The organism is Rhodococcus sp. OAS809, assembly GCF_040546695.1.
In the GTDB taxonomy this organism is placed as follows: Bacteria; Actinomycetota; Actinomycetes; order Mycobacteriales; family Mycobacteriaceae; genus Rhodococcus_F; species Rhodococcus_F qingshengii.
Window position 1 is genome coordinate 2,752,866 of record NZ_JBEPOI010000002.1, and the last position, 25,512, is coordinate 2,778,377.

A 25,512-nucleotide genomic window follows, 5' to 3' on the forward strand; every position below is an offset into this window, starting at 1 on the left:
AGTCGCAATGCCCACAATTCCCGTGCTCGACTCGACCATGGCCTACCGCTCGCGCGGTGAAGGAACACCCTTCGTACTCATCCACGGAAACCCCACATCCTCGCACTTGTGGCGAAACATCCTGCCGCAGATAGGAAATCTAGGCCGCGCACTTGCCCCTGACCTCATCGGAATGGGGCGGTCAGGCAAACCGCCAATCAACTACGGCTTCCTCGACACCGCCCGCTACCTCGACGCCTGGTTCGACCAGATGGAACTCGACGACGTCGTACTCGTCGGACACGACTGGGGCGGGGCACTTGCACTGGACTGGGCTGCCCGCCACCCCGATCGCGTCCGAGGTGTGGCCTTCTTCGAAACGATCCTTCGTCCGATGACCTGGGACGAACACTTCCCGGGAGAGGCACGGGCACGGGTGGAAGCTCTGAGGGACTCCGACACAGGAGAGACGAAGGTACTCGACGAGAACTTCTTTCTCGAAATAGCGCTTCACAGAACGGTTCTCGGTAAAATGACCGAAACCGATGCCGAGGCCTATCGCTCCCCTTATCCGTCACGAGAGAGTCGCCGACCCCTTCTCGAGTGGCCACGATCCTTCCCCATCGAAGGAACTCCCGGTGACGTGAATGCACGTGTGGCGGCGTACAGCGATTGGCTCGCAGAAAGCACCGACGTACCCAAACTTCTTCTCACCTTCAGCGGCCCCGCAGAACTTCTCATGATCGGACCTGACGAAGTCACGTGGAGCCGATCGAATATCGCAAATCTCGAGATTGAACAGTGCGGTCCCGCAGGACATCTCGCCCCCGAGGATCAGCCTGCGGCCATCGCGGCGGCGATCACCGAATGGACAGAGCGGCAACACTGTTTCAACCGCGAGTGACGTGGGACCGTCGCCAAGTACTCTGAGCGCCGGTTTCCCCGACCCATGCGGTAGCGATCCAGACGATGCTCCGAAATATGGGACGGACACCACCTCCGCCGGATTTGTCCGATATAACTAACTGGCGAGTACGCCGGTTGGGACGAGGTCGAGAACGAGGGGGCGTGTGTGGTGAATGAGGACGGGTTGGGGCGAACGTCAGGATCGGGGGCTCCACACCGGGTGGGCGGCTTTCTCTATCACCGCAACGGCGACCGGTGGGAGTGGTCGGACGAAGTTGCACGGATTCACGGATACGAACCCGACCAAGTAGCTCCGACGACGGAATTGATGCTCTCGCACAAGCATCCCGACGACCGAAGACACGTTGCCCAGACACTGCACGCCATCCGCACTTCAGGCGGACCGTTCAGCAGCCGCCACCGCATCATCGACACTGCAGGGGACACTCACTCGGTAATCGTCGTCGGCGACAGCGTCGTGGACGAGTCGGGTGCCGTGGTCGGCAGCTCAGGCTTCTACATCGACGTCACCGAAACCCTCGACAGCACGGTGAAAGCGTCTGTCGACGTGCTGGTCAACGAAATCACCGCTTCTCGCGGAGTAATCGAGCAAGCCAAAGGCATGCTCATGGTGATCTACGGCATTTCGGCCGATCGCGCCTTCGACATACTCGTGTGGCGTTCTCAAGAGACCAACGTGAAACTCCGGGACGTTGCCGAACAGTTGATAATTCGAACGCTTGACGACTTCCGGGTCCCGACACTACTGCGGACCCGATTCGATCACGTGCTGTTACAGGGTTGAATGACAACAGGGTTGAGGGATCTGCTCAAGGCGGTTCCCGTGGCTGGCTGCTCAACCTCGAGGAACCTCGCCCGCATTGATTCCGGGACGGTCCGATGCGGCCTATCCCCGTTGTTACCCAACGCGGAGTAAAAGGAAACTACTCGTCGTCAGACTTCTCGCCGGAGGTCTCCTCGACCAGTTCAGGCGCCTGTTCTCGCGTTGCCATTCCCCCGTCGCCGCCCTTGTCCACGGGTCCTGGGTGCCCACCCTTGGGCGACTGGTCGTTGTCGTCTTTGTCGGTCATGCGATCGTCCTCATCATCTCGTCGTCTCAGTCCTGGAGCCGGTGCAAAGAGACCGGGACCCAGCTCCATCTCAATCTAACGCGCTCAGGACTTCTCGCAACCCTCACCGATTTTGTTTGCATTTCAGTGCTTTCGGGCAGGTGACTGCGAACAGCATTTCCACGATGAGAGGTCGATCCCAGTGCGCGCAGTGACTTGGCAAGGCAAACGGAAAGTAAGCGTCGATACGGTTCCGGACCCGAAGATCGTCGAACCCACCGACGCGATCATCAAGGTCACCACGACGAATATCTGCGGATCCGATCTGCACCTGTACGAGACTCTGGGTGCGTTCATGAATGCAGGCGACATTCTCGGCCATGAACCGATGGGAATCGTCGAAGAAGTCGGTTCGGAAGTCACGAATCTCGAGATAGGTGACCGCGTCGTGATTCCGTTCCAGATCTCGTGTGGCAACTGTTTCATGTGCGATTCGAGCCTCTACACACAGTGCGAGACGACGCAGGTCCGCGATCAGGGAACGGGCGCAGCATTGTTCGGCTTCTCCGAGCTCTACGGCTCGGTGCCCGGCGGGCAGGCTGAGTACCTCCGAGTACCGCAAGCACATTTCACACACATCAAAGTTCCCGAAGGTCCCGCGGATTCGCGATTCGTCTACCTCTCCGACGTGCTCCCCACCGCTTGGCAGTCGGTCGAATACGCCGACATTCCGCCGGGTGGGTCCGTGACAATCCTCGGCCTCGGACCGATCGGTGACATGGCGGCTCGTATCGCCCACCACAAGGGGTTTCGAGTAATCGGTGTGGACCGTGTACCCGAACGCCTTGCGCGCCTTGCCGAACGCGGCATCGAGACCCTCAACCTGGACGACTACGGCAGCAAGATCGGCGATGCCATCAGAGACGCGACAAACGGCCGCGGAACCGATTCGGTGATCGACGCTGTCGGTATGGAAGCGCACGGGTCTCCGATCGGAAAGCTCGCGCAGCAGTTCGTCGGACTCCTTCCCGATGCTCTTGCCGCGCCTGCGATGCGTAACGCAGGAATCGATCGCCTTGGCGCTGTCTATTCGGCCATCGACATCGTTCGGCGCGGCGGAACCATTTCTTTGATCGGTGTCTACGGCGGAATGGTTGATCCGCTGCCGCTGATGACCATGTTCGACAAGCAGATTCAGCTCAGGATGGGCCAGGCGAACGTCAAGAAGTGGGTAGAGGACATCATGCCCCTGCTCACTGACGACGACCCACTCGGTGTCGACACCTTTTCCACCCATCAGCTGCCGCTCGATCAGGCGCCACACGCCTACGAGATCTTCCAGAAGAAGCAGGAAGGCGCGGTCAAGATCCAACTGAAACCGCACCTGTAGTTCAACGCCGATCAGGTCGACGGTTCATCCGCCACGTCCGCATCTTGTTCGCGAAACCACCGATCGTCATACTCACCTCACACACGCTCGACAGAAAGAACCTGAAACCGAAATGGCTCGCGAACTTACCGTCTCCGACAGCATCGTCGTCAGCTCCGACGCGCTTTCCCTCTACGAGGTCATCAGCGATCCCACTCGTATGGGTGCCTGGAGTCCCGAAAACATAGGCGCAACCTTGCGGGGAGACCGCGAAAGCGCTTTTCCTGGGCATGGAGTTCGACGGGCACAACAAGCGTGGGCGCGCGCAGTGGACCACGCGATGCACAGTCACCGCTGCCGAGGCCGGGAAGCTCTTCGAATTCCGTGTTCACAAGATCGGCCTCGGTACTCCCCGGATCCCCGCCTCTATCGCAACCTGGCAGTACCGATTCTCGCCGGTGCCCGACGGAACCCGAGTTACCGAAACGTGGACCGACGACAGGCGCGGCTGGCCGGACTTCGCCGCCGACATGTTTGACAAAATTGCCACCGGAGGAAAAACCTTCGCCGACTTTCAGCGCGGCAACATCCGCAAGACGCTCCTGAACCTCAAGAACGCAGTTGAGCAGGAGGTTTCCGGAATCGAAGGTAACGTCGGCTGACCGGCCGACACCATTTGTGGCAGTTTCTGCCACTTTTGGTACAGTGCGGATATGGCAACAGCCCGCCGCACTGCACTACTTCTCCGCGTCTCGCAGAGTTGTGCTGCCGCTTTCGTCGAACGCGGCGACACTTCGACGACCATCGCGGAGCTCGCCGAGCGGGCAGAAATCTCCGAGCGAACGTTCTACCGTTGCTTCGCCACCAAAGAGGAGAGCATCTGGCCGATGCTCGACGAGGGAAACCGCAGTCTGGCCACCGCACTCAGCGCGCAAGCCCGCGAATTCGGGCTCGCAGCGGCTGTGAAGAATGCCTTTATCGCATCGGTCGGCGAGTCCTTCGAGCCGATGACCCGGTCACTGATGCCCATCATCTTCGGTGATGCGGCACTCCGGAGAGTTTGGGAATCAGCAACTTTCGAGACGATGGAACTGATTCGCCCAGAAGTCGCACGCCTGATCGACCGTCCGGAAACCTCGCTCGACACCACAGCGGCTTCGGGCCAGGCAACACTTGCGGTAGTCGCCGCACTGCGTGAGATGGCAGACCTCCGGACGCCCGCACCCGAGGCCATCACCCGCGCGCTCGGGGCGTTCTCGAAGCCATATCTCGCAACACCAACAGGTAAGGAACAATCATGACTCAGGATCTCTCCGGAAAAGTCGTTCTCGTCACCGGCGGCGCACGCGGCCTGGGCGAGGCGTTTGCCCGCGGCATCGTCGCGGGCAACGGCCGCGTCGTCATCGGCGACCTACTCGACGACGACGGTCGAGCAGTGGCCGAATCTCTCGGCGACGCAGTGCGTTACGTTCACCTCGACGTCACCGATCCAGCGTCTTGGAAGTCCGCCGCCGAGTACGCGGTATCCGAGTTCGGCGCGATCAACGGTTTGGTCAACAACGCCGGAATCTCGGCGTCCGGCCAGACAGTCGCCGAGGAACCACTCGAGACGTTCCAGCGCATCATCCAGATCAACCTGGTGTCCGTGCACACCGGTATCCACACGGTGGTGCCGTTCATGAAGGCAGCCGGCGGCGGATCCATCGTGAACATCTCCTCGGCCGCCGGCCTGATGGGCATGGCTCTGACCAGCGGTTACGGCGCAGCCAAGTGGGGCGTGCGTGGGCTGAGCAAGATCGCCGCCGTCGAACTCGGCCGCGACAAGATCCGGGTCAACTCGGTTCACCCCGGCATGGTCCTGACGCCCATGACTGCACCGACGGGCATCAGCCTCGAAGAGGGCGCATTCCCCAACAATCCGTATCGCCGTGTCGGTCGCCCGGAGGAGTTGGTCGGAGCGGTCACCTACCTGCTTTCCGACGATGCCTCGTACACAACGGGTTCCGAGATCGCCGTCGACGGCGGTTGGACTGCCGGCCCGTCGATCGAATACATCGCCGGCCAGTAAGGGAGGGATCCGTTCCCGCCCGAATCTGCGCATTCCGAACGCCCTCAGGTGAATACCAAGCTCTCCCTGATTGCATTCGGAGAAGACAACTTTCGCAATCGCCGCAGCGCCCGATGCAGGTCGAGTGACACCTCGTCTGTCGTACGGGCAAGCGACGTTGCGGTCGCCTTTGTATCGAGCCCGACGATCAGCCGCAACACCAGGACATCGCGTTCGACAATCGGGAGCGTTGTCGGAGGCGGGAGCGATCCACCGCTGAACCCGTCGGATGCCGCCCGAGCAATCGCGATGCTTGTACTCGCGTACAGCACGCGTAGAAAAGGCTGATACGTCTCCGATCCGTCGCACACTGCCGTGAGAACGGCGACGCACGCGGCATCCGCGGCGGAATCGGAAACGGCCTGATCAAGCTCGGCGCGGCACCGCAGCACAACCATCGGACGAAACGCCGCATACAAACTGGCCATGGACTCACGGCTACCGCTCCGCGCCGCGGCGGCCAATACATCCAGCGAGCCTTCCTGCAACATGGGCTCACATCTCTCTTTCTCGACGGGACATTCGTTGTGCGGTCCGAGAGATCAACTGGAACCGAACGGTCCCACGAAGTGGTTCCGGCGGATGGTCATGCCACGATCAATCCCCTGCCCGAAGGATTCTCGAGGCTCTCTCTCAGCCCTGAGGCACACCCCAGTGAAGTCCTGCATCCTTGCCGCTCACTGGCACTGACCTGGCAAATTCCTGGCAGGATGCTGATTCAAACCGAACGCCCTGCACTGCAGAATTTTTCGATCCGGTCAGCGTGTATTTGCTGCTCCAAGTCCGACCGTTCCGTTCCAGGCGACGAGGGGTCACACGGGCGTAGGGTCGAGAGAGTTCGGCTCAGTCGTCAAGAGCGGAAGGACACCCAGACAATGCGGAGCGATGGAGATACGTGGGACATCGTCAGTAGCGTCGGACTTACCGCGCTGGCAGTGGCAACGTTCCGTGCACTGGAGAGCACCCGTCCGGACGCGATCATCGAAGACAAGTTCGCATCGTGGTTCGTAGAAGCTGCAGCCGAGCCGCATTTCACAGCTCTTCTGAAAGATCCCACACTCCTCGAGGACACCCCCTTCGGCGGTTTCATGGGGTTGCGAACCAGGTTCTTCGACGAATTCTTCTCGTCGTCAACCGAATCCGGAGTAAGGCAGGCGGTAATCGTTGCAGCAGGGTTGGATTCGCGTGCGTACCGGCTGGATTGGAGCTCAGGATCGACGGTATTCGAAGTGGATCAGCCAAAGGTGCTGGAGTTCAAAGCCGAAGTGCTCGCGGCGCACGACGCCCAGCCGAAGACCGATAGACGCACTGTGCCTACTGATCTGCGAAACGACTGGCCGGCCGCACTCGAGGAGGCTGGTTTCGACCCGAACGAACCCACGGCCTGGTCGGCGGAAGGCCTGCTCGCCTATCTCCCCGGCCCGGCCCACGACGCCCTGTTCGAGCGGATCGACAAACTCTCGGCCACCGGTAGTCGCTTGGCGGTGAACGACTTTCCGGCCGGAACCGACCCGAGCAAGCTTGCGGCCATCAGATCCAAGTACTTCGCCAAGGACCCGTTCGGAGACCTGGACATTTCGCAACTGTTCTACAGCGACAAGCGATCCGATCCGGGCCAGTGGTTGGCTGAACACAATTGGACTGTCCGACGCTTCAGCTCGGTCGAGTTGGCAGAACTGTACGATCGTCGGATCCCCGAACTCCCCGAAGAAATCGCAGCGCTGTCAACGCAACCGTCCTTTTTGGCCGCGACCAAGAACTAGCTCTCGCAGTCATCACGAAAGTTCTTCGAGTGCAGCCTTTCTCCCCATTTGTCCAGCGGCAAGGCGCGTGTCACCACTACAAGTGGTTGACGGTACTCCAGGATGAAGCGATTCAGTACCTCAGGCTGAGTATGTCTACACCTCAGACGGACGCGCGCAGAAGAAGATGCTGATGAAATAAGTCCATGAATCTCGAACACACACGCAGGAAAGGCCGCCCGCTCGCGCTGGTAGCACTTGCCTCCGCAGCGGTATTCGCCCTCGCCGCATGTACTTCCGGGACTGATTCCGCACAAACCTCTGAAAACAGCACAAAGACCTCCCCCACCGCGGCACCCGCTACGGTCACGATCCCTGACAGCTCCGTCGGCAAGCAGATCACCTGGCTTCTCAGTGCGTTCAACACGAGCACGCCGTTGACCCAGGAAGAAATCGCCGAACACTTCGGGCCCACTGCACCCGTAATCCTGACACCTCCGGACTTCGACTCCATCCGAGCCGGACAGCCTTGGACAACAGTGAATTACAAGGGAGGCGACTCCGACGGCACAGTTTCCATCACCAGCACCACCGGCGGTGCGTTCGACGTCAACGTCGTCGTCGACGGCAACGGGCTGATCCTCGGAATGGCGATCACACCGACCAAGGACGTTCATGTGCCGGCCGCATCTTGGCAAGAACTCGAGGCAGCTGTCAAAGCGCTTCCCGCGCCGACCAATCTGACCGTCACCGAGGTCACCGAAGGAAAGAACGCCGAAGTCTTCAGTGTCGGCGACACCTCACCACAGCCCACAGGGTCAACGATCAAGCTGTACGTTCTCGGCGCGGTCGCGACGGCCGTCCAGAACGGGACACTCTCCTGGGATCAGAAGCTCACCATCACCGACGACCTCAAATCGATGCCCGGCGGGACCATGCAGGACCTGCCATCGGGAACTGAAGTCACGGTCCGAGATACCGCCGGCAAGATGATCTCGATCAGCGACAACACCGCCACCGACATGCTGATCGCTGCTGTCGGGCGCGAGCAGGTAGAAGCCGAATTCGCCCCGATGGGCATGGCAAATCCTTCGCTCAACATCCCGCTCAAGCCGACTCGCGCACTGTTCCAACTCGGCTGGGGTGGCCAAGGCGCACAACGTATCGCTTGGCGCGACGGAACTCCGGACGAGCGTCGAGCGATACTCGCGGCACTACCTGGCGGCCTGGTGGACATCCCGGCGTCAACATTCACCACCCCCGCATGGCCTTTCGACATCGATTGGTTCGCCTCGCCTGCCGACCTGCGTGCCGCGTTGGTCACGTTGCAAGAGAAGGCGAAGACCGAGAGCGGCGCACCGGTTCGAGACATTCTCGCCGAGGATCCGGCGCTCAGTGACGAGTCCGCGAAATGGTTCACTTACGGCGGATTCAAGGGCGGCAGTTCCATCGGGGTCCTCGCGGGTGCCTATTACGTGGAACACGACGATCGTGCCTGGGTTGTCACCATGCAAACTCATGGTGACGACGCTGCACTGGTTGCCGACCCGGCTCTGTACTTCGATCCGGTCGACGACGCGATGCTCTTGATCCAGACGGATGCAACCAGTTAGTGCCCAGTGGCGGGCCGAAACCATGCACCCCGATTCATTGCCTTCGCCGATGAAGGCGCCGGACACAGAGAAGCCGCTGCACATCCAGTGTCATCCGGATGCACAGCGGCTTCGCTAAGTCTTAGCCCGTGGGGGGCTCGGTCTCGTCCGACGAGAATCCGTCGAAGAATGCGATGACCTTCTGAAGAAGTGCCGCGATGTCGAAATCTTCCAAGCTACCCATTGCGTTCGTCCTTTCGTTTAACACTGAGGATGAAACGTGCATCTTGCAATTTCCAATGTAAAGCATGAAAAGCATTATTTCTCGACCGCGCGACACTTCGGTTGCAAATACGTCACTCAGCAAGATATGGGCAAATCACCGGAAATAACAGCTCCCACCCGCAATATTTCGGTCTTCCGCAACCCGCTTATTTCCCCAACTCGCAAGTGGGTAAATCTTGAGAAAAATTTCCGGGCGCGTCGATCACGAACGATATTCCTGGTGGAACTCTCAATCCAAGAGCACCAGGCAGAGGGAGCGCCGACACAGCTGACACGCAGTTTTGCCCGCATTCAAGAGTCGCCATCCACGCACATAGTGGACATTCGTCTGCAATAACGAACCGGTAGCAACACAATCCCAGGCACTTTCTCCCATCTTCTGACTTTTACACATGACCACTGAAGATGTTCGCTGGTGAAACGCAATACCAGTTCGAAAGTTCCATAACTTCTCCGGATGCTGTGCACGCGATTAACTGATCAAATATCTGCTGACTCACCGACCCCCCACACTCCGCCAGAACGTCACATCCGAATGCTGGACGTTAGTTTAGATGGGTTCGTAATTCTCGGAATCTGCTCGATAACGGCGGCCCCACGGATAAAACCGAGACTGCACCACCGCAGGCCGCCAGGTCATGATCCGCGACTCGGCGAAGGGTGTGCGGACAAGTCCACACGAGGGTGAAATAGGGGGTGAGACATGCCTTGGGGTCTCGTTTTACCGAGTCCGACACAGTACGTTTTCCCAGGCACGCCAGTCCCCAGATTCATACGGTGTGCAAGGACTCGTTGACGCTTCCGAGATGTTGGCAAGGCCGACCACAGGCCCCGTTCTCCCGACGAGAACGGGGCTTCCTCGGGTCGGTTTCCGCCTTCGACCGACCGGGTAGACGCGAGCATGGGCGCCACCTGCTCGACCGAATCCACCGCTGGCCGCCACGAATCGACGACCCCGACCGTCGGCGTCGAAGAAGAATTCATCCTCGTCGACCCGACCTCCTGGTTGCCGTCCACCGACAATGCTGCGGTTGCGGAAACCGCGTCGACACTGGGTTTGGATCTTCAGCTCGAGTTGTCCCGCTGCCAAGTCGAGACCAACTCTCCCGTGTGCCATGGCATCGACGAACTCCGAACCCACTTGACCGACATGCGTCGGCTCGCGGCAAAAGCTGCCGAGTTGAACGGCTGCAGGCTGTTGGCCGTCGGCGCACCTCTTTCGGGGCCTTCGCGTTTCGAGATCAGCGACTCGCCTCGTTACCGCCGGATGGGCGAACGCTTCGGCGCCCTCGCTGCCGAACAAAGCATCTGCGGTTGCCACATCCATGTGGGCGTCGCTGATCAAGTACAGGCCGTGCAGGTCTGCAATCACGTGCGCATCTGGTTGCCCGCCTTGTTGGCACTGAGCGCCAATTCCCGTGTCCACCAAGGAGTCGACACCGACTTCGCGAGTTGGCGGGCGATCCAATGGTCCAGGTGGCCAGTCGCCGGGCCGCCGCCGTACTTCGAGACCACCGGGGACTTCGACACCGCGGTTGCGAAGATGGTGGATTGCGGCGTGATGCTCGACAAGCGGATGGCCTACTGGGATATCCGACCTTCCTGCCACCTACCGACCGTCGAGATCCGAGTCTGCGACGTTCAGCCGACAGCAGAGGATGCAGCGTTACTTGCAACCCTTGGACGGGCTCTGGTGGCAACTGCGTTACGCGCGATAGACCGGGGCATCGAGGCTCCGAACATTTCCCTCGAGAGCCTCCGCCTCGCAACCTGGGTGTCCGCGAAGGAAGGCGTCCTGGGAGCGTCGATCGATCCGATTACCTCACAAAGAATTTCAGCCACGGAACTGTTGCACCGGCTCCTGATCCATGTCCGTGACTCCCTCGACGAGGGAGGCGAGTACTCGAGCGTGGAGTCGGCGCTGCAGCTCAAGTCAGTCACAGGCAACGGCAGCGACTGGCAACAGCGAACGCTGCGCCAGGTCTGCCTTCGGGAACTGATTGCGCGTGCCGTTCAGCGCACCGTACCGACCGCGCCGACTGGCACGGATACGCACGACGAGCCGACAACGGATCAGTAGTAATGCCGCCGACCACCGATGGCGTGCCCGGCCGCGCCCAGCGCGTACAGGATGATTCCGATCACCAGCAAGACGACACCAATCGTCCACAGGATCGGAATGTTCACCACGAAACCGATTATCAGCAGGATCACGCCGAGGATGATCATCACAAGCTCCTTCAGTGCGTTCACTCGGGCGGATACGCCCGCCTCGAGCCGCATACACCGCGGATACCCGTCGGCAGAGCGTTTCATACCCACTCTGACCGGGTATTTCGCTGGGCACCATAATATTTGAAGAATCGAGCCCGCCATGATGAGAATTGTGACTCTGATCGTTCTGATCTGGCTGATAGTCGGGGCCGTCGCGGCCGGCCAACGCGGCTACTACAGCAGTTCGCCGACCAACTGCGCCGGCGTCGGGACCATCGCGCTCACGGTCATCGCGGGTCCGCTGAACTACTTCGGCGTCAACCCCAAAGTCACCGATTGCACGCTCCCCCAGCCCACCGAGTGAGCTGCCGGAAATCCACGCTAAACCGACTAGTCGTTACCCTGGAGGTGAGTCGACACACATCGAAGTGAGGGGCCACCATGACCACTGCACCAGATCGCACCCGAATCGAGTTCCCGGACATCAGCTCGCGTGCGTGGGAACACCCAGCCGATCGGGCTGCATTGGTGACGCTCCGGACGCTTCGGGGGTTCGACACTGTCCTGCGGACGCTGTCCGGACTGCTCCAAGAACGTCAGCACCGCCTCATGTACCTCGCCACGTCGGTGCGAGTCGACGAACGGCAGTTCAGCGACCTGAACGACCTGCGCCGTGACTGCGTCGACATCCTGCAGGCCGACGAGACACCCGAGCTGTTCGTACTCCAGACCCCGATGGTCAACGCCTTCACCATCGGCATGGACAAGCCGTTCATGGTGGTCACTACCGGCCTATTGGACGTGATGAACTACGAGGAACAGCGGTTCATCATCGGCCACGAACTTGGCCACGCGCTGTCCGGTCATGCTGTGTATCGGACCATCCTGATGCATTTGATTGACTGGCCGGAACCATCGGATGGCTGCCCGTCGGCGGGTGGGCATTGCGCGCGATCATCGCCGCCCTCATGGAATGGCAGCGCAAGTCAGAACTGTCCGGTGATCGTGCCGGACTGTTGTGCGGGCAGGACGTACACACCGCGATTCGCGTCCAGATGAAATTGGCGGGCGGATCCCGAGTCAGTGAAATCGACATCGACGCGTTTCTTGCCCAGGCCGCCGAGTACGACGCCAGCGGCGACCTCCGCGACGGTGTACTCAAGCTCCTCAACATCGAACTGCTCTCTCACCCGTTCTCGGTGCTTCGCGCCGCCGAGCTCAAGAAGTGGGTGGACAGCGGAGACTACGCCGCGATTCTGCGCGGAAACTACCCCCGTCGCGGCGATGACGACGGAGCGAAGATCAGCGACGAGTTCAAGAATGCAGCCAAGACCTACAAGCAGAACTTCGACGAGTCGGAGGACCCTTTGATCCGCATGGTGCGCGACATCGGTAGCGGATTGGGCGGTGCGGTGGGCGCCGTGGGGAATGGCGTCGGCGATGTAGCGTCGGACATCAAGGAACGATTCACCCACTGGCGCAAGAGTTCCGACAGGTCGAAGGGCACTGACGACGCCGAGTAAGCAGAATCGGGACCTGCCGCCGAAGGCAGTCGGCGGCAGGTCCCGGGCTCTTGGCGTGAAGGTGATGCAGGCTTCCCTCTGCACCACCCTCACGTTCACAGACAGTACCAGCAGTCGAACAAACGTGCGAACTGAAAGCGGTCGTGTCGAATCACCGGTTGTCGGGTACGCGGCATAGGACCACTACAGAAGGGAGCCGACATGCATGCTGGGCGACTGAAGAAGGTCGGTTCGAGTGACGGCCCGTTTGCCTCCGTGTACTTCGAAGACGTCCGTAACCGGGAAGATGCGCGCGAGCGCTTCGAACTCGAATGGCGCTCGATGCGCAATCAACTCACGAAACAGGGAGCATCGGAATCGCTGATCGCACGACTGGACGAGGTGAAGGACAACCATCACGGCATCTCAGGTCGCGCCGGACGCGCGATCGTCGCCACTTCCGAGGCAGTGCTGATCGACGATATTCTGCTCGAACCTGCCGGCTCCACTATCGCGACCTTGGGCGAACTGCCCTACCTGATTCCACTGATCGCACACGGATACGACACCGAACCGTTCCTCATCGCCAAGGTCGACCACACTGGCGCGGACCTGTGCGTGCGCGATGCTCGCGGGCGTGACGTGTACGGCGAAACGGTAGACGGAGACGGCTTCCCGGTCCACAAGGCACACGTGGGCGGTCAGGAGCGATACACCGACAGCCAAAGCCTCGTGGAGGAGAATATCCGGAAGAACCTGACTCAGGCTGTGGAGCGCGCGGCGGCACTCGCCCGTGAACACAAGGTCGCGCTGGTGGTTGTCATCGGAGAAGTACAATCCCGCAAAGCTTTTGCACAGCTTTTGCCGTCGACGCTACGGGTGGTGGACGTCGAAAAGGGTTCGCGTTCAGTCGGTTCGACACCCGCCGAGGTGTCCAAGTCGATTCGTGAACTGATCGACACGCAGCGACTGCGCAGAATGGATGTGGAAACCGAACGCTACGTCGCAGAGCAGGGCCGGGACTCCGGCCTCTCCATCGACGGGACCGCACGCGTCCTCGACGCCCTCGAACAGGGCAAGGTCGAGACGCTGCTGCTCACCGATCCTGACGACAAGGAAGTCACCAGTGGAGAGTTGATCGGGCCCGCCGATCGCGTACTCCCCTACATCGCAATCGGGACCGGCACCGAGTTGGTACAGATCGACGAACGCCTCGTTCTCGCCGACGGATACGGCGCGATACTTCGGCACCCTTGAACGCTGGAGCCTGCTGATCAGATTCGGTGGCGAGCACGTTCTATCGAGAAGCGTGCTTGCCCACCGAGTCCGGGAACCCATCGGCAATTGCTGCGACGAGTTCCAGATATGCCCGTGCCGTGCGCTTGTTCAACAACTTCAAGTCGATCGGACCGCCTTCGCCCAGGTGATCGTCGTAGGGCAACGTCTTGACCGCTCGCACTCCACGCTGAGCGAAAACGTCCTCGAGTTGATCGAGGTCGAGCGAAGACGAACCCGGCCGCGTCGAATTGATCGCCACGACCGACCTGCTCACCAGTTCTGCGTATCCGTGCTTGGTCAGCCAACTGAGCGTTGCTGCAGCACTACGGGCACCATCCTGAGCTGTCGGGCTGACGACAACCAAGGCATCTGCTTCGTCGAGAATTCCGTACATGGCCGAGTGCATGATTCCGGTGCCACAGTCGGTGATGACGATGTTGTAGTGCACCTCGAGAATTCGGAGAGTATCGAGGTAGTCCTGCTCGTTGAACGACTCCGAAGTTTCCGGATCTGCCTCACTCGCAAGGATTTCGAGTCGGCTGTCGCCTTGCGAGGTGTAGTAGCGAACATCGCTGTACGTACGAATGTCACCGTCGGCCAACAGATCACGAACGGTCAGGTGATGTTCACGTCGTTCGCGATCAGCCAGAGTCCCCAGGTCGGGATTGGCGTCGATGGCTACGATTCGATCCCCACGGATCGATGCGAACGTCGATCCGACAGTTTTGGCCGCCGTGGTTTTCCCCACTCCACCCTTGAGTGAGATGAAAGCAATCTTGTACACGCCGCGCACCGTTCGGTTGGCACGGCGCACGAGAGCCTGGTGTTCGAGTTCGGCAGCCGACTGCCCAGTGTTGATCCGGCCCCCGGTGAGTTTGAACAACACACTGCCCAAACCGCGTTCGGGTGGACGCTTCGCCCGCTTGATGATGTCCAGGTCGTCGACGGAGGTCATAGGCCTGGGCGTCGAGGTCCGGAAATCGGTCGGCTCTTCACGACGTTGCTGGCGCATCCGCTGACTGGGCAACGGTTTTGCTGCAGGCTCGTCGAATTGTGGTATGAAGGTGACGGTTCGAATCGACGTTGCATAGCCGTCGTCGGACGCGTCGAAATGGCCGTCGCCCTGAGTCGTTCCGGAGTTGTTCCCCAGGACTCCGTTATTCGAACCGTTGTTATCGCTGCGCACCGTTTTCCTAGGTCGAGTTCGGAATCATTTCGGACATAGCCTCTCGGACGCTATCACTCTGGCGGGCTTGCCGTTCTCTGCTCAATACCGTCGTGGCACAACAGACCGTTACACCCGCACTTCGATGACTTTGGTCCCCAAGCTTGTGCCGATCTCAGCAAATACGAACGTCGTAACGATATGCGGCACATATATCTTCATCTGCCGCTAGAAACAGCCTTCCGCAATGTCAGGGCAAATCCCTTGGTAACAAACGAGAAAAGGGAGGGCGATCGCCTCGGCGATCGCCCTCCCTTCATGGACAAGTGTTCAGCTGCTGCAGAATTCCGAACTACCGAGACTTCCGAAAATCGTCGACAGATCCACACTTCCGAACGAACTGCCCGTATCGCAGCCGTCGGCAGTGAGCGCGAAGTCGACACCGGTGACGTCATTCGTGCTCAGATTCACCGGAATTACTGCTGGATCGGCACCGCATCCGCTGCCGGGAACCACTTCTACGGAATAGCCGTCCTTGGCCGGCTTGTACTGAAAGAAGTAGTCACCGGAATCATCCGTCGTTGTCGTCGCGATTTGCGTGCCGGCATCGAGGAGATTCAACGTCACGTCAGACGCCCCGACCCCGTCGGCACCCGGACACCCAGTGACAGTTCCGACGATGCTGAACACCTTCACCAACTCGAAGTCGATCCCGGTCGCGTCGGACGTCGTCAGATCTACCGCCGTCCTGTCGGGTACGGATCCGCATCCAGCCGGCGAGTATGGACTGACCGTGTAATTGCCCGGAGGAACGTTCGTGATCGTGTATGCGCCACCCACCCCGACAGTGGCCGAGGATATCTGCGTCGAGCCATCCCATACGACCATCCATATCCCGACCGGATCGCCAGTATCGCTACACGAGTTGACAAGGGTGCCCGACACGGAGCGTGTGACCGGGTCCGCCGAGGCCACCGAAGACAGGAAGAGACCGAACGCACCCATCAGGGCGAATATCGCAAAGAATCGACGCCTCATGAAACTCTCCTATGTGTTTGCCCTGCCGTCGACCCGTTGCCGGCGACCAGAGCCAAGTCTGGCACCGGAAAATGACCGTCACGTTTGTTTCACCCGGTCCTCGGCAAAGTTTGGCGAATCGGACAAATCCCCCACCTAACGCGTTCGTCGGTCGGCCACCGAAACGATCCCGACCGATCACCTACTAAGCCCGGTAGTAGGCGCCTGTATCCTTTCGCGTATGACGCCGGGTCCGAAAGATGTCGCGCAGCTGCGCGGTGCTTTCGTGGGCGGCACCTCCGGCGCGGTTTCCGTCGCAGCCCACGCGCTCGGTGGTGGCGGCATGGCCCCGTCCGAAAGCGCTGTCGTGTTGCTGATCCTCGCCTGCGCGAGCGTCGGCGCGGTGGTCACGTCCATCGACACCCGTCGCTCCCCCGCGCTCTTGCTCGCCCTCATGCTCGTTGCGGGTCAGGCCATCGGTCACGCGACGTTGACCATCGCTTCGGATCATCAACACGGCCTGCTCCTGTCCCTTCCGATGCTCGCAGCACACATCGCTGCCGTCGGAGTGTGCGCAGTGCTGATCCGCGGCGCAGAACGCGGATACGTCGTGGCCGCATCGACGGTAGCGGCAATCGTCGCCGTTCTATTGCGCCCGTGGGCAGCTGAACCGTCACCGTTCGCTGCACGTACTCGATACCGCGCCAAAGTTGTTCTGCGTCAACTTCTCACCTCTGGCCTGGGCACTCGCGGCCCACCGGCATTCGTGTAACTCACCTCCCCTTTCCTTTCACGCACGTGATTACGTGCGCCACTTTGCTGTGCGCCTTTATTAACCGCCCGCGGTTAATAAAGGCGCACGGCGGGATCGAGTACACGCATGTCCGCACCCGAATTGGAGCGCGCACAGACGCGCGCGTCCAACGACAGTTCTCCCCCGAAGAAGCAGGTTGGCGGCGCCAGACCACTGATCCTGCGTCTGCACTTCTACGCCGGCGTCCTGATCGGACCGTTCATCCTCATCGCCGCTTTGAGCGGTGGCCTCTACGCGATGGCACCCACCATCGAGAAGTTCGTTTACAGCGACTACCTCCAGACCGACACCACCGGACAGATCGCGTCACTGAACGACCAGATCCGTTCCGCTCAGCAGTACCGCCCCGACTTGACCGTCTCGGCAGTACGTCCGTCCCCTGCTGCCGGCGAAACCACCCGAGTCCTGTTCACCGATCCGTCACTGGGCGAATCGGAGAGGCTCGCCGTCTTCGTCGATCCGGTACTCGCACAGCCGGTCGGCGAGCTGGCGGTCTACGGAAGCAGTGGTTCGCTGCCGCTGCGAACCTGGATCTCCCAACTGCATCGCCACCTTCATCTCGGCGAACCCGGCCGCCTCTACAGCGAATTGGCCGCGTCGTGGATGTGGGTGGTCGCACTCGGCGGTGTCTACCTCTGGTTCCGTCGTTACCGCACCGCCCGGAACGCTCGACTGCTCACGATCGACCGAGCATCCACCGGACGAAGCCGGACCCTGAACTGGCACGGTGTCGTCGGCATCTGGATAGCAGTTGCATTGGTCTTCCTCTCGGCGACCGGCCTCACGTGGTCGACCTACGCCGGAGAGAACGTCAGCAATCTGAGAACCGCGTTGAGTTGGACGACGCCCTCAGTTGTGAAAACTCTCGGCGACGCTCCCCCTCCGGCGACAGGCGGGCACGAGGGTCACGACATGGCCCCCGCCGCCACCGGCACGCTGACGGACACCAACGTCGGACGCGTCGACACCGTCCTCGGTATCGCCAGGTACAACGGGATCACCGGTCCTGTCGAAGTATCGATACCCGCGAACGCCGAGACGGCGTTCACCGTCGCCCAGACACGTCAGCCCTGGGTGTACAGCAACAACACCATCGCAATCGACGGAGCGACGCAAAAGGTCACCGACGAGTTGTGGTTCTCGGATTGGCCACTCGCAGCCAAACTTTCGGCCTGGGGAATCCAACTCCACATGGGCCTGCTGTTCGGTCTTGCCAACCAGATCGCACTCGCCGCACTGGCACTCGCACTGGTCAGCGTGGTCATTCGGGGCTACATCATGTGGTGGCGCCGACGCCCCACTCGTGGCCCCGACTGGGCAGTCGGCCGGGTTCCTGCCCGCGGCGGAATCCGCAACCTCTCCCCGGTCGGCCTCGTTGCTCTCGTCGCGATCACGGCGTTGGTCGGCTGGTTCGTTCCGCTACTCGGCATCAGCCTTCTCGCATTCCTGCTGATCGACCTGTGCATTGCGGCGTTCAAACGCCGTGCCACCACCTGACACTTCACGAATTACGGAGACACACATGACTGTTCGCACAAAGATATTCGCAGCTGTTGCACTGTCCGCAGCTCTCGCCCTGACCGGCTGTTCTTCCAACTCCGACAAGGAAACCGAAGCTGCACAATCCATCACAGTTCAGGATCAATGGGTCAAGGCCGCGCCGGAAGGAATGAGCGCGGCGTTCGCCGAACTCGTCAACTCCAGTGACAAGGACGTACGCGTGGTCTCGGCCACCAGCCCCGCGTCGTCTCGACTCGAACTGCACGAAGTCGTGACCGGCGACGGCGGAACGATGACGATGCGTCCCAAGGACGGCGGTTTCCTGGTCCCTGCCAACGGGTCCGCCTCCCTCACCCCGGGCGGTGACCACCTCATGTTCATGGACCTGTCCGCGCCGCTGCTCCCAGGCGCAGAAACCGACCTCACCTTGATCTACGACGACGGTTCCAGCACCACGTTCACAGCCCAGATTCGCGACTTCTCCGGTAATCAGGAGAACTACGACCCGAATCACGGTGGCTGAGAACACGAACCCGCCCAGCCGAGCACTCAGCCGGCGGCGCCTTCTCGGAGGAGGCGCCGCCGCGCTCGGCGTCGCGGGAATAACTTGGGGCGCAACCACAGTGGTGGAGCGCAGCGAACACGAGCAGCAAGCAGTCAAGCTGGTGGAACCGTTCTACGGCGTCCACCAAGCTGGGATCGCCACCACTCCGCAAGCGCACGGCACGTTCATCGGGTTCGACCTCTTGCCTGGAACCGATCGAGCAGTCGTCGTCGGAATCATGAAGATGTGGTCCGAGGATGCGTCACGGCTCACCGCGGGCAACCCGGCGTTGGCGGACACCGAACGGGAACTGGCTGTGGATCCGGCACGCTTGACAGTGACCGTCGGCTACGGCCCTGGCCTGTTCACCAAGCTGGGATTGCAAGCACGTCAACCGGACTGGTTCGAGCCGTTGCCGAGCTACGCGATCGACCGACTTGACGATCGATGGGGCGGATCGGACCTGTTGCTGCAGATTTGTGGCGACGATCCGGTGACCATTGCTCATGCTGTGCGAGTTCTGACCAAGAACGTCCGATCACTGACAACCATCCGGTGGACGCAAAAGGGATTCCGCAACGCTCGCGGCACCACGCCTGAGGGAACCACGATGCGCAATCTCATGGGCCAAGTGGACGGGACCGTCAATCCTGCTCCGGGAACAGTGGATTTCGATTCACTGATCTGGCACGACGGCGCGGGTCAGTCGTGGCTGGCGGGCGGAACCTCGTTGGTACTGCGACGCATTCGCATGGAAATGGATACCTGGGACGAACTCGACCGTTCGGGGCGCGAACTCACGATGGGGCGCACGTTGTCCAATGGCGCTCCGCTCAACGGAACCAACGAATTCGACGAAGCGGATTTCACACTCACGGACAAGTTCGGCATTCCGGTGATCCCGCCAGGATCACACATCGCGCGAGCCCACCAGACGCATGAGAAGGAGCAGTTCTTCCGCAGGGCATACAACTACGACGACGCACCCGAGAGCGGGCAGACCTCGAATTCGGGATTGATCTTCGCAGCATTCCAACGGGACATCGCCGAGCAATATCTACCGGTCCAACAGCGATTGAGTGACTTCGACGCACTCAACGAGTGGACGACGCCGATCGGTTCTGCGGTGTATCTCATTCCGCCGGGATGCACCGAGAACGACTATCTGGGAAGCGGATTGCTCGGCTGACAACCCCGGGCAACGATATTGTGGGGGCGGGATCCGAACGGATCCCGCCCCCACAGTGCCTTCTACCTGAAGTTGTTGCGTTACTTGGACTTACGAGGTCCCGGCATGACCGCACCTGGACGGGCGGTAGTCAACCTCGTGACCCAACCGCTGACGGGCCACTTCTTCAGGCCGACGTTGTGCGGGGTGACCTCGGTTCCGACGTACTTGGCAGCAAGCTCGTCGTCGACGGTTCCGTTGAACCGCCACAGTTGGCTTCCGTCGGCATTGCGGGTGGACACCTCCCATGACTGAGCACGGAAGGCACCACGAATGATGCTGTCGGCAAACACCAGAACGGGGATTCCGATCTCGGCACGAACGGCCGCACCGGCAGACCACTCGGCGCGCGCGAGTTCGTAGATCTCTTCCGGCGTTGCTCCCGGACGGGCGGAGGCCGGTACGCGGAGGACGATGCTCGGCGTCGGGAGTTCCGGCGCGGGATCAGCCGAGTAGCGCAATGCGAGTTCCTCGACGCGGGTCGCTCGGGCGTCCTTGTCCGAGGTATCGCCTGCGAGATTGGTCAGACCCTCTCCCGCGTCGGTGATCCGCAAGGCTTCCACGATGCCTCGGACGACCTCGTCGGTAGTGGCGGCCGAATCCGTGGCGCCAGAGACCGAGCGGAGGAGTACGAAGTGCTCCACCGCCGAACCTGCGTCGTAGATCTCGCGGATCCGAGCGATCTTGGCTGCCGTCACAGCAGCATTCGACTCGGCCGGAGCGTCCGCTCCTTCGAGGTTCGCGAGTTCACCGAGCGCTTCGAATACCGGCGCGAATACTTGATTTCCCGTGCCGTGCCCGACATGGAACACCTGGTCGTTACGCGGGTCACGCAAAGCAAAGACATACTGCCCCAGCCTCTTCCCGACCTTCTCGGAGAACGGCTGCGGAGCCGGCTTCCTGACGACGACCTCGGTGGACAGAGTGCGCATCACGGCCAGACGTAGTGCGTCTGGCACGCTGGTGGAACCGGCAGCACCGGAAAAGATTGCCGCCGAAGCAGCGCTGATCGAGGTGAACGTGCGGCCGACTTGCTTCTCGAGAGATGCAGAGACCGTACCGACCGCAGTCAGTTTTGCATCGAGGGTGCCGTCACCCTCGACAAGGAACTCCTTGATCAACGGAGCAACGAGCAAAGTGGAGCCGATAGCGCGAGGAACTGTCCAGACAATAGCCATGCCACGAGCCTAGGCGATCACCTCGAGACGCGAGGCGAACGCGACTCAGCCCGCCGCTGCCGGCCCGGCCAGTCCCTGCACAAGTAGGTTCCAGGCCGAGTGCGCGACTTCTTTTCGCGAGCTCTCGGCAGTCCGTTCCATGATCGCGGCGAACATGGCGATCGCCAGGATCACGTCCTCAGCAGTCACGGACTCGCGTATCTTCCCAGCTCGACGCGCCTCCTCGAGGCGTCCTTCGAGGAGATCGGTCAGGCGGGTGCCTGCCGAATTCAGTCGTGAGTCGCCGAAGGAGACGGGCTTGATGACCTCCACGAACACGATGGAGGTGGTGATCTGGTCTACCAACAATCGAAAAAGATCGTCGAGAGTCGAATCCGGATCGGCAGCCATATCTTGCAGCTCGACGATGTTCTCGTCGAACACCGCGAGTGCGAGGCTTTCGCGAGTGGGAAAGTGCCGGTAGAGGCTGCCCTGACCGACGCCGGCCGTGCGGGCGATCAGGCTGAGCGGAGCAGCAAAACCCTGAGTGGCGAACACCTCACGAGCTGCTGAGACGAGTGCCGCACGATTGCGCGCCGCATCTCTCGGCCCTCTGTTGAGAGATCCGCTATTGACGCGGCCAGACGATGTCACGCACACTACGATACCAACCGGACAGCATTGTCCGGTTGGTTGCGGCCCGACACCGGTTCACACCCCGACCCGATCGTCGTGAGCGCTCGAACACGCGCCTGCCCTCCGTGCTGCCTGTCCGTGAGATACGTCTGCCCGTGAGATACGAAAGGCAATCCCGCACCGGGAGTTGGACTCGATGAAATCGTTCACGACCATCAGAACCAGATCTGCCATCGCACTCGTCGCCTTGATCACCGTCCTTCCCGTGTGCGTCGCGTCGGCTGAGCCCGCCACTGCCCCGGGCTCGATCCACGAGAATCCGGGTGTCGCTTCCACCGCCGCAAGCCGCGCCGAATGCGGCCCGGGATCGATGCCCGAGACCGGGTTGCAGGGTGATGTTCCGGCCGAGGACCGAAACAGCGGACGCAGCCGAGACGGCTACAGCTGCAACATGTCTCAGATCGGCGGCTACTCGGGTCGCGGCGGCGGGATCACGTCCACCAACTTCGAACACTGCTCGTACGTCGGCAGTTTCTTCCCCGGGAACCTCCTGGGCCCCGCACAGGGCGTCCAAGTTCTCGACGTATCGGATCCTGCCAATCCCGCTCTCACCGCCACGCTGACCGAACCCGCGATGCTGGCCGGAACGTGGGAGAGCCTCAAGGTCAACACCGCGCGAAAGCTGCTGGTGGGCACGGGCGTTCCGCTCTTGACCGGCGTCGGCCTGATGTCGGTCTACGACATCTCCGATTGCGCGCACCCGAAACTACTCAACCCCGGACCAGGAACCGATCTGGGGATGCTGCTGCCCATCACCAATCACGAGGGAGGATTTTCACCGGACGGGAACACCTACTGGTCTTCCGGCACCGCTCCCGGCGTGGTGAGCGCCGTCGATCTCACCGATCCCGCCAACCCACGCGTCGTCTGGCAGGACCTCATCGGGTTGTCGACGCACGGCTTCGGAATCAGTCCCGACGGAAATCGCATGTACTTGTCGAACAATCTCGGCGGAATACATGTCCTCGACATCAGTGAGGTTCAGCGCCGCGTCCCGAATCCTCGGGTGCGCCAACTGTCCCAGCTCTCGTGGACCGACGGGTGGGCCACCCAACACAGCATTCCGGTCACCTACGACGGTTCGCCGTACCTGTTCACCGTCGACGAAGGTGGTTCCGGCGGAGTCAAATTGATCGACGTCTCCGATGACGACGAACCGTCGGTCGTCAATTCGGTGAAGCTCGAAATCAATCTGCCGGAGAATCAAGACGCTGCGCTGGCGTCTGCTGCCGGCGGATCGCTGTTCGCGTACGAATCTCACTACTGTTCGGCAGATCGCCCGGTCGACCCGACGGCGCTGGCATGTGGATGGATCTCGAGCGGGATTCGGGTCTTCGATGTTCGAGATCCCTTCGACGTCCACGAAATTGCGTACTTCAACCCACCTGCTCGGACCGGCGGCAATCTCGAACTCGCCAACTCGCCACACGCTCTCGCGTCGCTCATCGGGGTACCCGTTCTCAGCACCCCGGCAATCGCGCAGTCGATCGCGCAGGGCCAGTTCGACCCCGGCCGAGCACTGAGTTCGCGGTCGGGCATGGTCGCTCTCGGCGACATCTCGACCGATTGGTGCTTCTCCCCGCCCGAATGGCGCGGGACCACGTTGTGGGCGACGTGCGCCGACAACGGCTTTGTTGCCATGCAACTCGAAAACGGTGTCTACACACCACCGGCTGACCAGAAGACGACCGTGGGATCATGACGGCGCCGCGAGCGGTCAAAGCCGTCGCACTCGTGGCTGCAGCACTGATGCTGCTCGTACTCGGCGCAGCACTACGTCCGCTGTTCGCACCCGAGAACCACACGCAGAGAGCTGTTCTGAGCGAAACCGAAATCGGATTCGTGCACGACATGGCGGCCCACCATCAACAGGCCCTCTTCATTCTCGCGCGTCTGAGTCCCGATGTGGACCCGGCGGTGACGAGACTGGCCCAGCAGATCGACGATGTTCAACGAACGGAAATCGGTGTCATGCTCGGTTGGCTGAGGTTGGCCGGTGTCCCGCCGAACAGTAGAACGCCGATGGCGTGGATGGAGGCGTCGCCGAGCGGCGCGGGCGACTCTCGTCATCACCCGGCAACGCTGGACACCGAGACCGACTCCATGCCTGGTATGGCTACGACCGAAGAACTCGAGAAACTGAGCAGCGCTCGCGGGCTCGACGCCGAGGTCCTTTTCCTTCAACTGATGGAACGCCACCACCGTGGCGGGATCGCCATGGCGCAGGCCGCCGACGCCCTACTCGAGAGCGGGCCGGTGAAACAGTCCGCCCGCGACATGATCAACACCCAGAGTCAGGAATCCGGGCTGATGACGCTGATGCTCGAACAACGTGGGGCACAACCACTGCACTGACCCGCATGTGCAGTGACTACCATAGGTGTCGACCTGCGAACTACAGAAGGAATCGACACTTCATCATGACCCTGCTTGTTCGCGGAATCGATTGGTCGAACCCGACAGCACCGCGGATCCGATGCGTCGACGACACCACTTCCGCTACGACCTTCTTCACTCACGACTCGGTGCTGCGATTCTCCGTCGACGAGACGAAGGGCCGCCGCTGCCTCGGCTGGCGAGATCTCACCGCCGAAGGTCCAGGACACTCGCCGTGCGACCGCGGGGCGACGGTCACCGCAGGACGCCAATGCGACCGATGCCGAAATCGTGAGGGGTTCACCACGGTTCATCAGGCACACGTCAGCGGCGCGCACATTCATCCGAATGTGCGTACCTACCTCGCACAACCACAATGGCTCTACGTCGACGTATTCGCCGGCGGCCAGATGAAGGTGGGGACGGCGTCCGAGTTCCGCAAGCATCCGCGAGTCGCCGAACAAGGGGCAGTCTGCGCATTGTTCGTAGCGCGGTCGACGGACGGTTACAGCATTCGCGCCCTCGAAGCCCGAGTTTCGGAGCACTTCCACTTGAGCCAGGCAATACGTACGTCTCGGAAGATCGAAGCGTTGACAGGTCCCTTGGATCGAGAGAAACTACGAAAGTCGTTGCACCACTTCGTATCGTCGATCAAAGACGAGCTGAATGACATCGGATCGGACATCGACGGAATCGAGATCCTGGAGGCTCCCGAAGAATGGACGGCGCCGGCGTGCGCTGACGTGGTCTTCGATGCGGCACCGTTGATCGCGTATCCGCACACTTTCGAGTCCGGGGAACATTCCTTGTATCTGGAGGGCCTTGCCGGTTCGATCGCCTCGCTGCGGATCGACCCCGATCCTGAATCGCCACGCTTCGTCGCGGATGTGTCCGGACTGGTCGGTCGAACCATCACCGTCGGCGAGTTCGAGTCCCCTGGCGTGGCGATTCAGGAATCGTTGTTCTGAAAG

The 25,512-nt window shown here is 61.1% G+C and carries 26 protein-coding genes and 1 pseudogene; 20 read left to right on the top strand and 7 right to left on the bottom strand.

Features of this window, described 5'->3' with window-relative positions; translation table 11 throughout:
* The first annotated feature begins 7 nt into the window (after positions 1 to 7).
* A complete protein-coding gene (locus ABIE52_RS15920) occupies positions 8 to 883 on the top strand; it encodes a haloalkane dehalogenase (RefSeq protein ID WP_192712016.1) in 876 nt (291 codons plus the stop codon).
* A gap of 168 nt (positions 884 to 1,051) precedes the next feature.
* Positions 1,052 to 1,690, top strand: coding sequence for a PAS and ANTAR domain-containing protein (locus tag ABIE52_RS15925; RefSeq protein WP_075832399.1), 639 nt, complete (start codon positions 1,052 to 1,054; stop codon positions 1,688 to 1,690).
* A gap of 139 nt (positions 1,691 to 1,829) precedes the next feature.
* On the opposite strand, the gene ABIE52_RS15930 is transcribed toward ABIE52_RS15925, so the two are convergent.
* A complete protein-coding gene (locus ABIE52_RS15930) occupies positions 1,830 to 1,976 on the bottom strand; it encodes a hypothetical protein (RefSeq protein ID WP_164490549.1) in 147 nt (48 codons plus the stop codon).
* A gap of 181 nt (positions 1,977 to 2,157) precedes the next feature.
* Here ABIE52_RS15930 and ABIE52_RS15935 point away from each other — a divergent pair, with 181 nt between their 5' ends.
* The 4 genes from ABIE52_RS15935 (at position 2,158) to ABIE52_RS15950 (ending at position 5,392) form a co-directional block, all read left to right on the top strand.
* Positions 2,158 to 3,345, top strand: coding sequence for a zinc-dependent alcohol dehydrogenase (locus tag ABIE52_RS15935; protein WP_042452468.1), 1,188 nt, complete (start codon positions 2,158 to 2,160; stop codon positions 3,343 to 3,345).
* A gap of 269 nt (positions 3,346 to 3,614) precedes the next feature.
* A complete protein-coding gene (locus tag ABIE52_RS15940; protein WP_354541497.1) occupies positions 3,615 to 3,986 on the top strand; it encodes an SRPBCC family protein in 372 nt (123 codons plus the stop codon).
* Positions 3,987 to 4,037: 51 nt separating this feature from the next.
* On the top strand, positions 4,038 to 4,625 hold the full coding sequence (locus tag ABIE52_RS15945) for a TetR/AcrR family transcriptional regulator (RefSeq protein ID WP_007734655.1): 588 nt from the start codon (positions 4,038 to 4,040) through the stop codon (positions 4,623 to 4,625).
* Positions 4,622 to 5,392, top strand: a complete 771-nt coding sequence (locus tag ABIE52_RS15950; protein WP_192712015.1) for an SDR family oxidoreductase — start codon at positions 4,622 to 4,624, stop codon at positions 5,390 to 5,392. The genes ABIE52_RS15945 and ABIE52_RS15950 overlap by 4 nt, the downstream gene beginning before the upstream one ends.
* A gap of 44 nt (positions 5,393 to 5,436) precedes the next feature.
* Here ABIE52_RS15950 and ABIE52_RS15955 read toward each other — a convergent pair whose 3' ends face one another.
* Positions 5,437 to 5,922, bottom strand: a complete 486-nt coding sequence (locus tag ABIE52_RS15955; protein WP_064074095.1) for a hypothetical protein — start codon at positions 5,920 to 5,922, stop codon at positions 5,437 to 5,439.
* A 384-nt stretch (positions 5,923 to 6,306) separates the two neighbouring features.
* Here ABIE52_RS15955 and ABIE52_RS15960 point away from each other — a divergent pair, with 384 nt between their 5' ends.
* The 4 genes from ABIE52_RS15960 to ABIE52_RS15975 all read left to right on the top strand — a co-directional run bounded on the left by ABIE52_RS15960 (position 6,307) and on the right by ABIE52_RS15975 (position 11,130).
* Positions 6,307 to 7,194 (top strand): class I SAM-dependent methyltransferase, encoded by an 888-nt coding sequence (locus ABIE52_RS15960; RefSeq protein WP_161120320.1) that lies wholly within the window; start codon positions 6,307 to 6,309, stop codon positions 7,192 to 7,194.
* Between the two features lie 185 nt (positions 7,195 to 7,379).
* Entirely contained in the window at positions 7,380 to 8,786 is a 1,407-nt protein-coding gene (locus tag ABIE52_RS15965; protein ID WP_192712014.1) for a serine hydrolase, read from the top strand.
* 259 nt (positions 8,787 to 9,045) lie between these two features.
* Positions 9,046 to 9,387: a hypothetical protein gene (locus ABIE52_RS15970; protein ID WP_156525020.1), complete on the top strand. Its 342-nt coding sequence runs from the start codon at positions 9,046 to 9,048 to the stop codon at positions 9,385 to 9,387.
* 564 nt (positions 9,388 to 9,951) lie between these two features.
* A complete protein-coding gene (locus tag ABIE52_RS15975; RefSeq protein WP_064074098.1) occupies positions 9,952 to 11,130 on the top strand; it encodes a carboxylate-amine ligase in 1,179 nt (392 codons plus the stop codon).
* Here ABIE52_RS15975 and ABIE52_RS15980 read toward each other — a convergent pair.
* On the bottom strand, positions 11,124 to 11,279 hold the full coding sequence (locus ABIE52_RS15980) for a DUF6131 family protein (protein WP_003945912.1): 156 nt from the start codon (positions 11,277 to 11,279) through the stop codon (positions 11,124 to 11,126). The two genes, ABIE52_RS15975 and ABIE52_RS15980, sit on opposite strands and share 7 nt — an antisense overlap.
* A 145-nt stretch (positions 11,280 to 11,424) precedes the next feature.
* Between ABIE52_RS15980 and ABIE52_RS15985 the strand changes: the two genes are divergently transcribed.
* The 3 genes and pseudogenes from ABIE52_RS15985 to ABIE52_RS15995 all read left to right on the top strand — a co-directional run bounded on the left by ABIE52_RS15985 (position 11,425) and on the right by ABIE52_RS15995 (position 14,023).
* Positions 11,425 to 11,628, top strand: a complete 204-nt coding sequence (locus ABIE52_RS15985; protein WP_003945456.1) for a hypothetical protein — start codon at positions 11,425 to 11,427, stop codon at positions 11,626 to 11,628.
* Positions 11,629 to 11,705: 77 nt separating this feature from the next.
* Positions 11,706 to 12,787 (top strand): annotated as a pseudogene (locus ABIE52_RS15990) (M48 family metallopeptidase).
* Positions 12,788 to 12,988: 201 nt separating this feature from the next.
* Entirely contained in the window at positions 12,989 to 14,023 is a 1,035-nt protein-coding gene (locus ABIE52_RS15995) for a baeRF2 domain-containing protein (protein ID WP_007734628.1), read from the top strand.
* 40 nt (positions 14,024 to 14,063) lie between these two features.
* Here ABIE52_RS15995 and ABIE52_RS16000 read toward each other — a convergent pair whose 3' ends face one another.
* The gene (locus tag ABIE52_RS16000) at positions 14,064 to 15,230 is read right to left on the bottom strand and encodes a MinD/ParA family ATP-binding protein (RefSeq protein WP_192712013.1); all 1,167 of its coding nucleotides are present in this window, start codon (positions 15,228 to 15,230) and stop codon (positions 14,064 to 14,066) included.
* A gap of 309 nt (positions 15,231 to 15,539) precedes the next feature.
* A complete protein-coding gene (locus tag ABIE52_RS16005; protein WP_003945876.1) occupies positions 15,540 to 16,247 on the bottom strand; it encodes a hypothetical protein in 708 nt (235 codons plus the stop codon).
* A gap of 220 nt (positions 16,248 to 16,467) precedes the next feature.
* Here ABIE52_RS16005 and ABIE52_RS16010 point away from each other — a divergent pair, with 220 nt between their 5' ends.
* From ABIE52_RS16010 to ABIE52_RS16025, 4 genes are all read left to right on the top strand, one after another.
* Positions 16,468 to 16,998, top strand: coding sequence for a hypothetical protein (locus tag ABIE52_RS16010; RefSeq protein ID WP_037132363.1), 531 nt, complete (start codon positions 16,468 to 16,470; stop codon positions 16,996 to 16,998).
* 108 nt (positions 16,999 to 17,106) lie between these two features.
* Positions 17,107 to 18,537, top strand: coding sequence for a PepSY-associated TM helix domain-containing protein (locus ABIE52_RS16015; protein WP_192712012.1), 1,431 nt, complete (start codon positions 17,107 to 17,109; stop codon positions 18,535 to 18,537).
* Between the two features lie 25 nt (positions 18,538 to 18,562).
* Positions 18,563 to 19,063, top strand: a complete 501-nt coding sequence (locus ABIE52_RS16020) for a copper chaperone PCu(A)C (RefSeq protein ID WP_003945769.1) — start codon at positions 18,563 to 18,565, stop codon at positions 19,061 to 19,063.
* Positions 19,056 to 20,273, top strand: a complete 1,218-nt coding sequence (locus ABIE52_RS16025) for a Dyp-type peroxidase (protein WP_192712011.1) — start codon at positions 19,056 to 19,058, stop codon at positions 20,271 to 20,273. The genes ABIE52_RS16020 and ABIE52_RS16025 overlap by 8 nt, the downstream gene beginning before the upstream one ends.
* A gap of 80 nt (positions 20,274 to 20,353) precedes the next feature.
* On the opposite strand, the gene ABIE52_RS16030 is transcribed toward ABIE52_RS16025, so the two are convergent.
* Positions 20,354 to 21,490, bottom strand: coding sequence for a GIY-YIG nuclease family protein (locus tag ABIE52_RS16030; RefSeq protein WP_192712010.1), 1,137 nt, complete (start codon positions 21,488 to 21,490; stop codon positions 20,354 to 20,356).
* Positions 21,491 to 21,535: 45 nt separating this feature from the next.
* Complete coding sequence (locus ABIE52_RS16035) at positions 21,536 to 22,123, bottom strand: TetR family transcriptional regulator (RefSeq protein ID WP_223304676.1); 588 nt, start codon at positions 22,121 to 22,123, stop codon at positions 21,536 to 21,538.
* Between the two features lie 178 nt (positions 22,124 to 22,301).
* Between ABIE52_RS16035 and ABIE52_RS16040 the strand changes: the two genes are divergently transcribed.
* The 3 genes from ABIE52_RS16040 (at position 22,302) to ABIE52_RS16050 (ending at position 25,509) form a co-directional block, all read left to right on the top strand.
* A complete protein-coding gene (locus tag ABIE52_RS16040; RefSeq protein ID WP_192712009.1) occupies positions 22,302 to 23,867 on the top strand; it encodes an LVIVD repeat-containing protein in 1,566 nt (521 codons plus the stop codon).
* Positions 23,864 to 24,520, top strand: coding sequence for a DUF305 domain-containing protein (locus ABIE52_RS16045; RefSeq protein ID WP_007734614.1), 657 nt, complete (start codon positions 23,864 to 23,866; stop codon positions 24,518 to 24,520). The genes ABIE52_RS16040 and ABIE52_RS16045 overlap by 4 nt, the downstream gene beginning before the upstream one ends.
* Before the next feature lie 65 nt (positions 24,521 to 24,585).
* Positions 24,586 to 25,509, top strand: a complete 924-nt coding sequence (locus ABIE52_RS16050) for a DUF2797 domain-containing protein (protein WP_003945794.1) — start codon at positions 24,586 to 24,588, stop codon at positions 25,507 to 25,509.
* Positions 25,510 to 25,512: the final 3 nt, after the last annotated feature.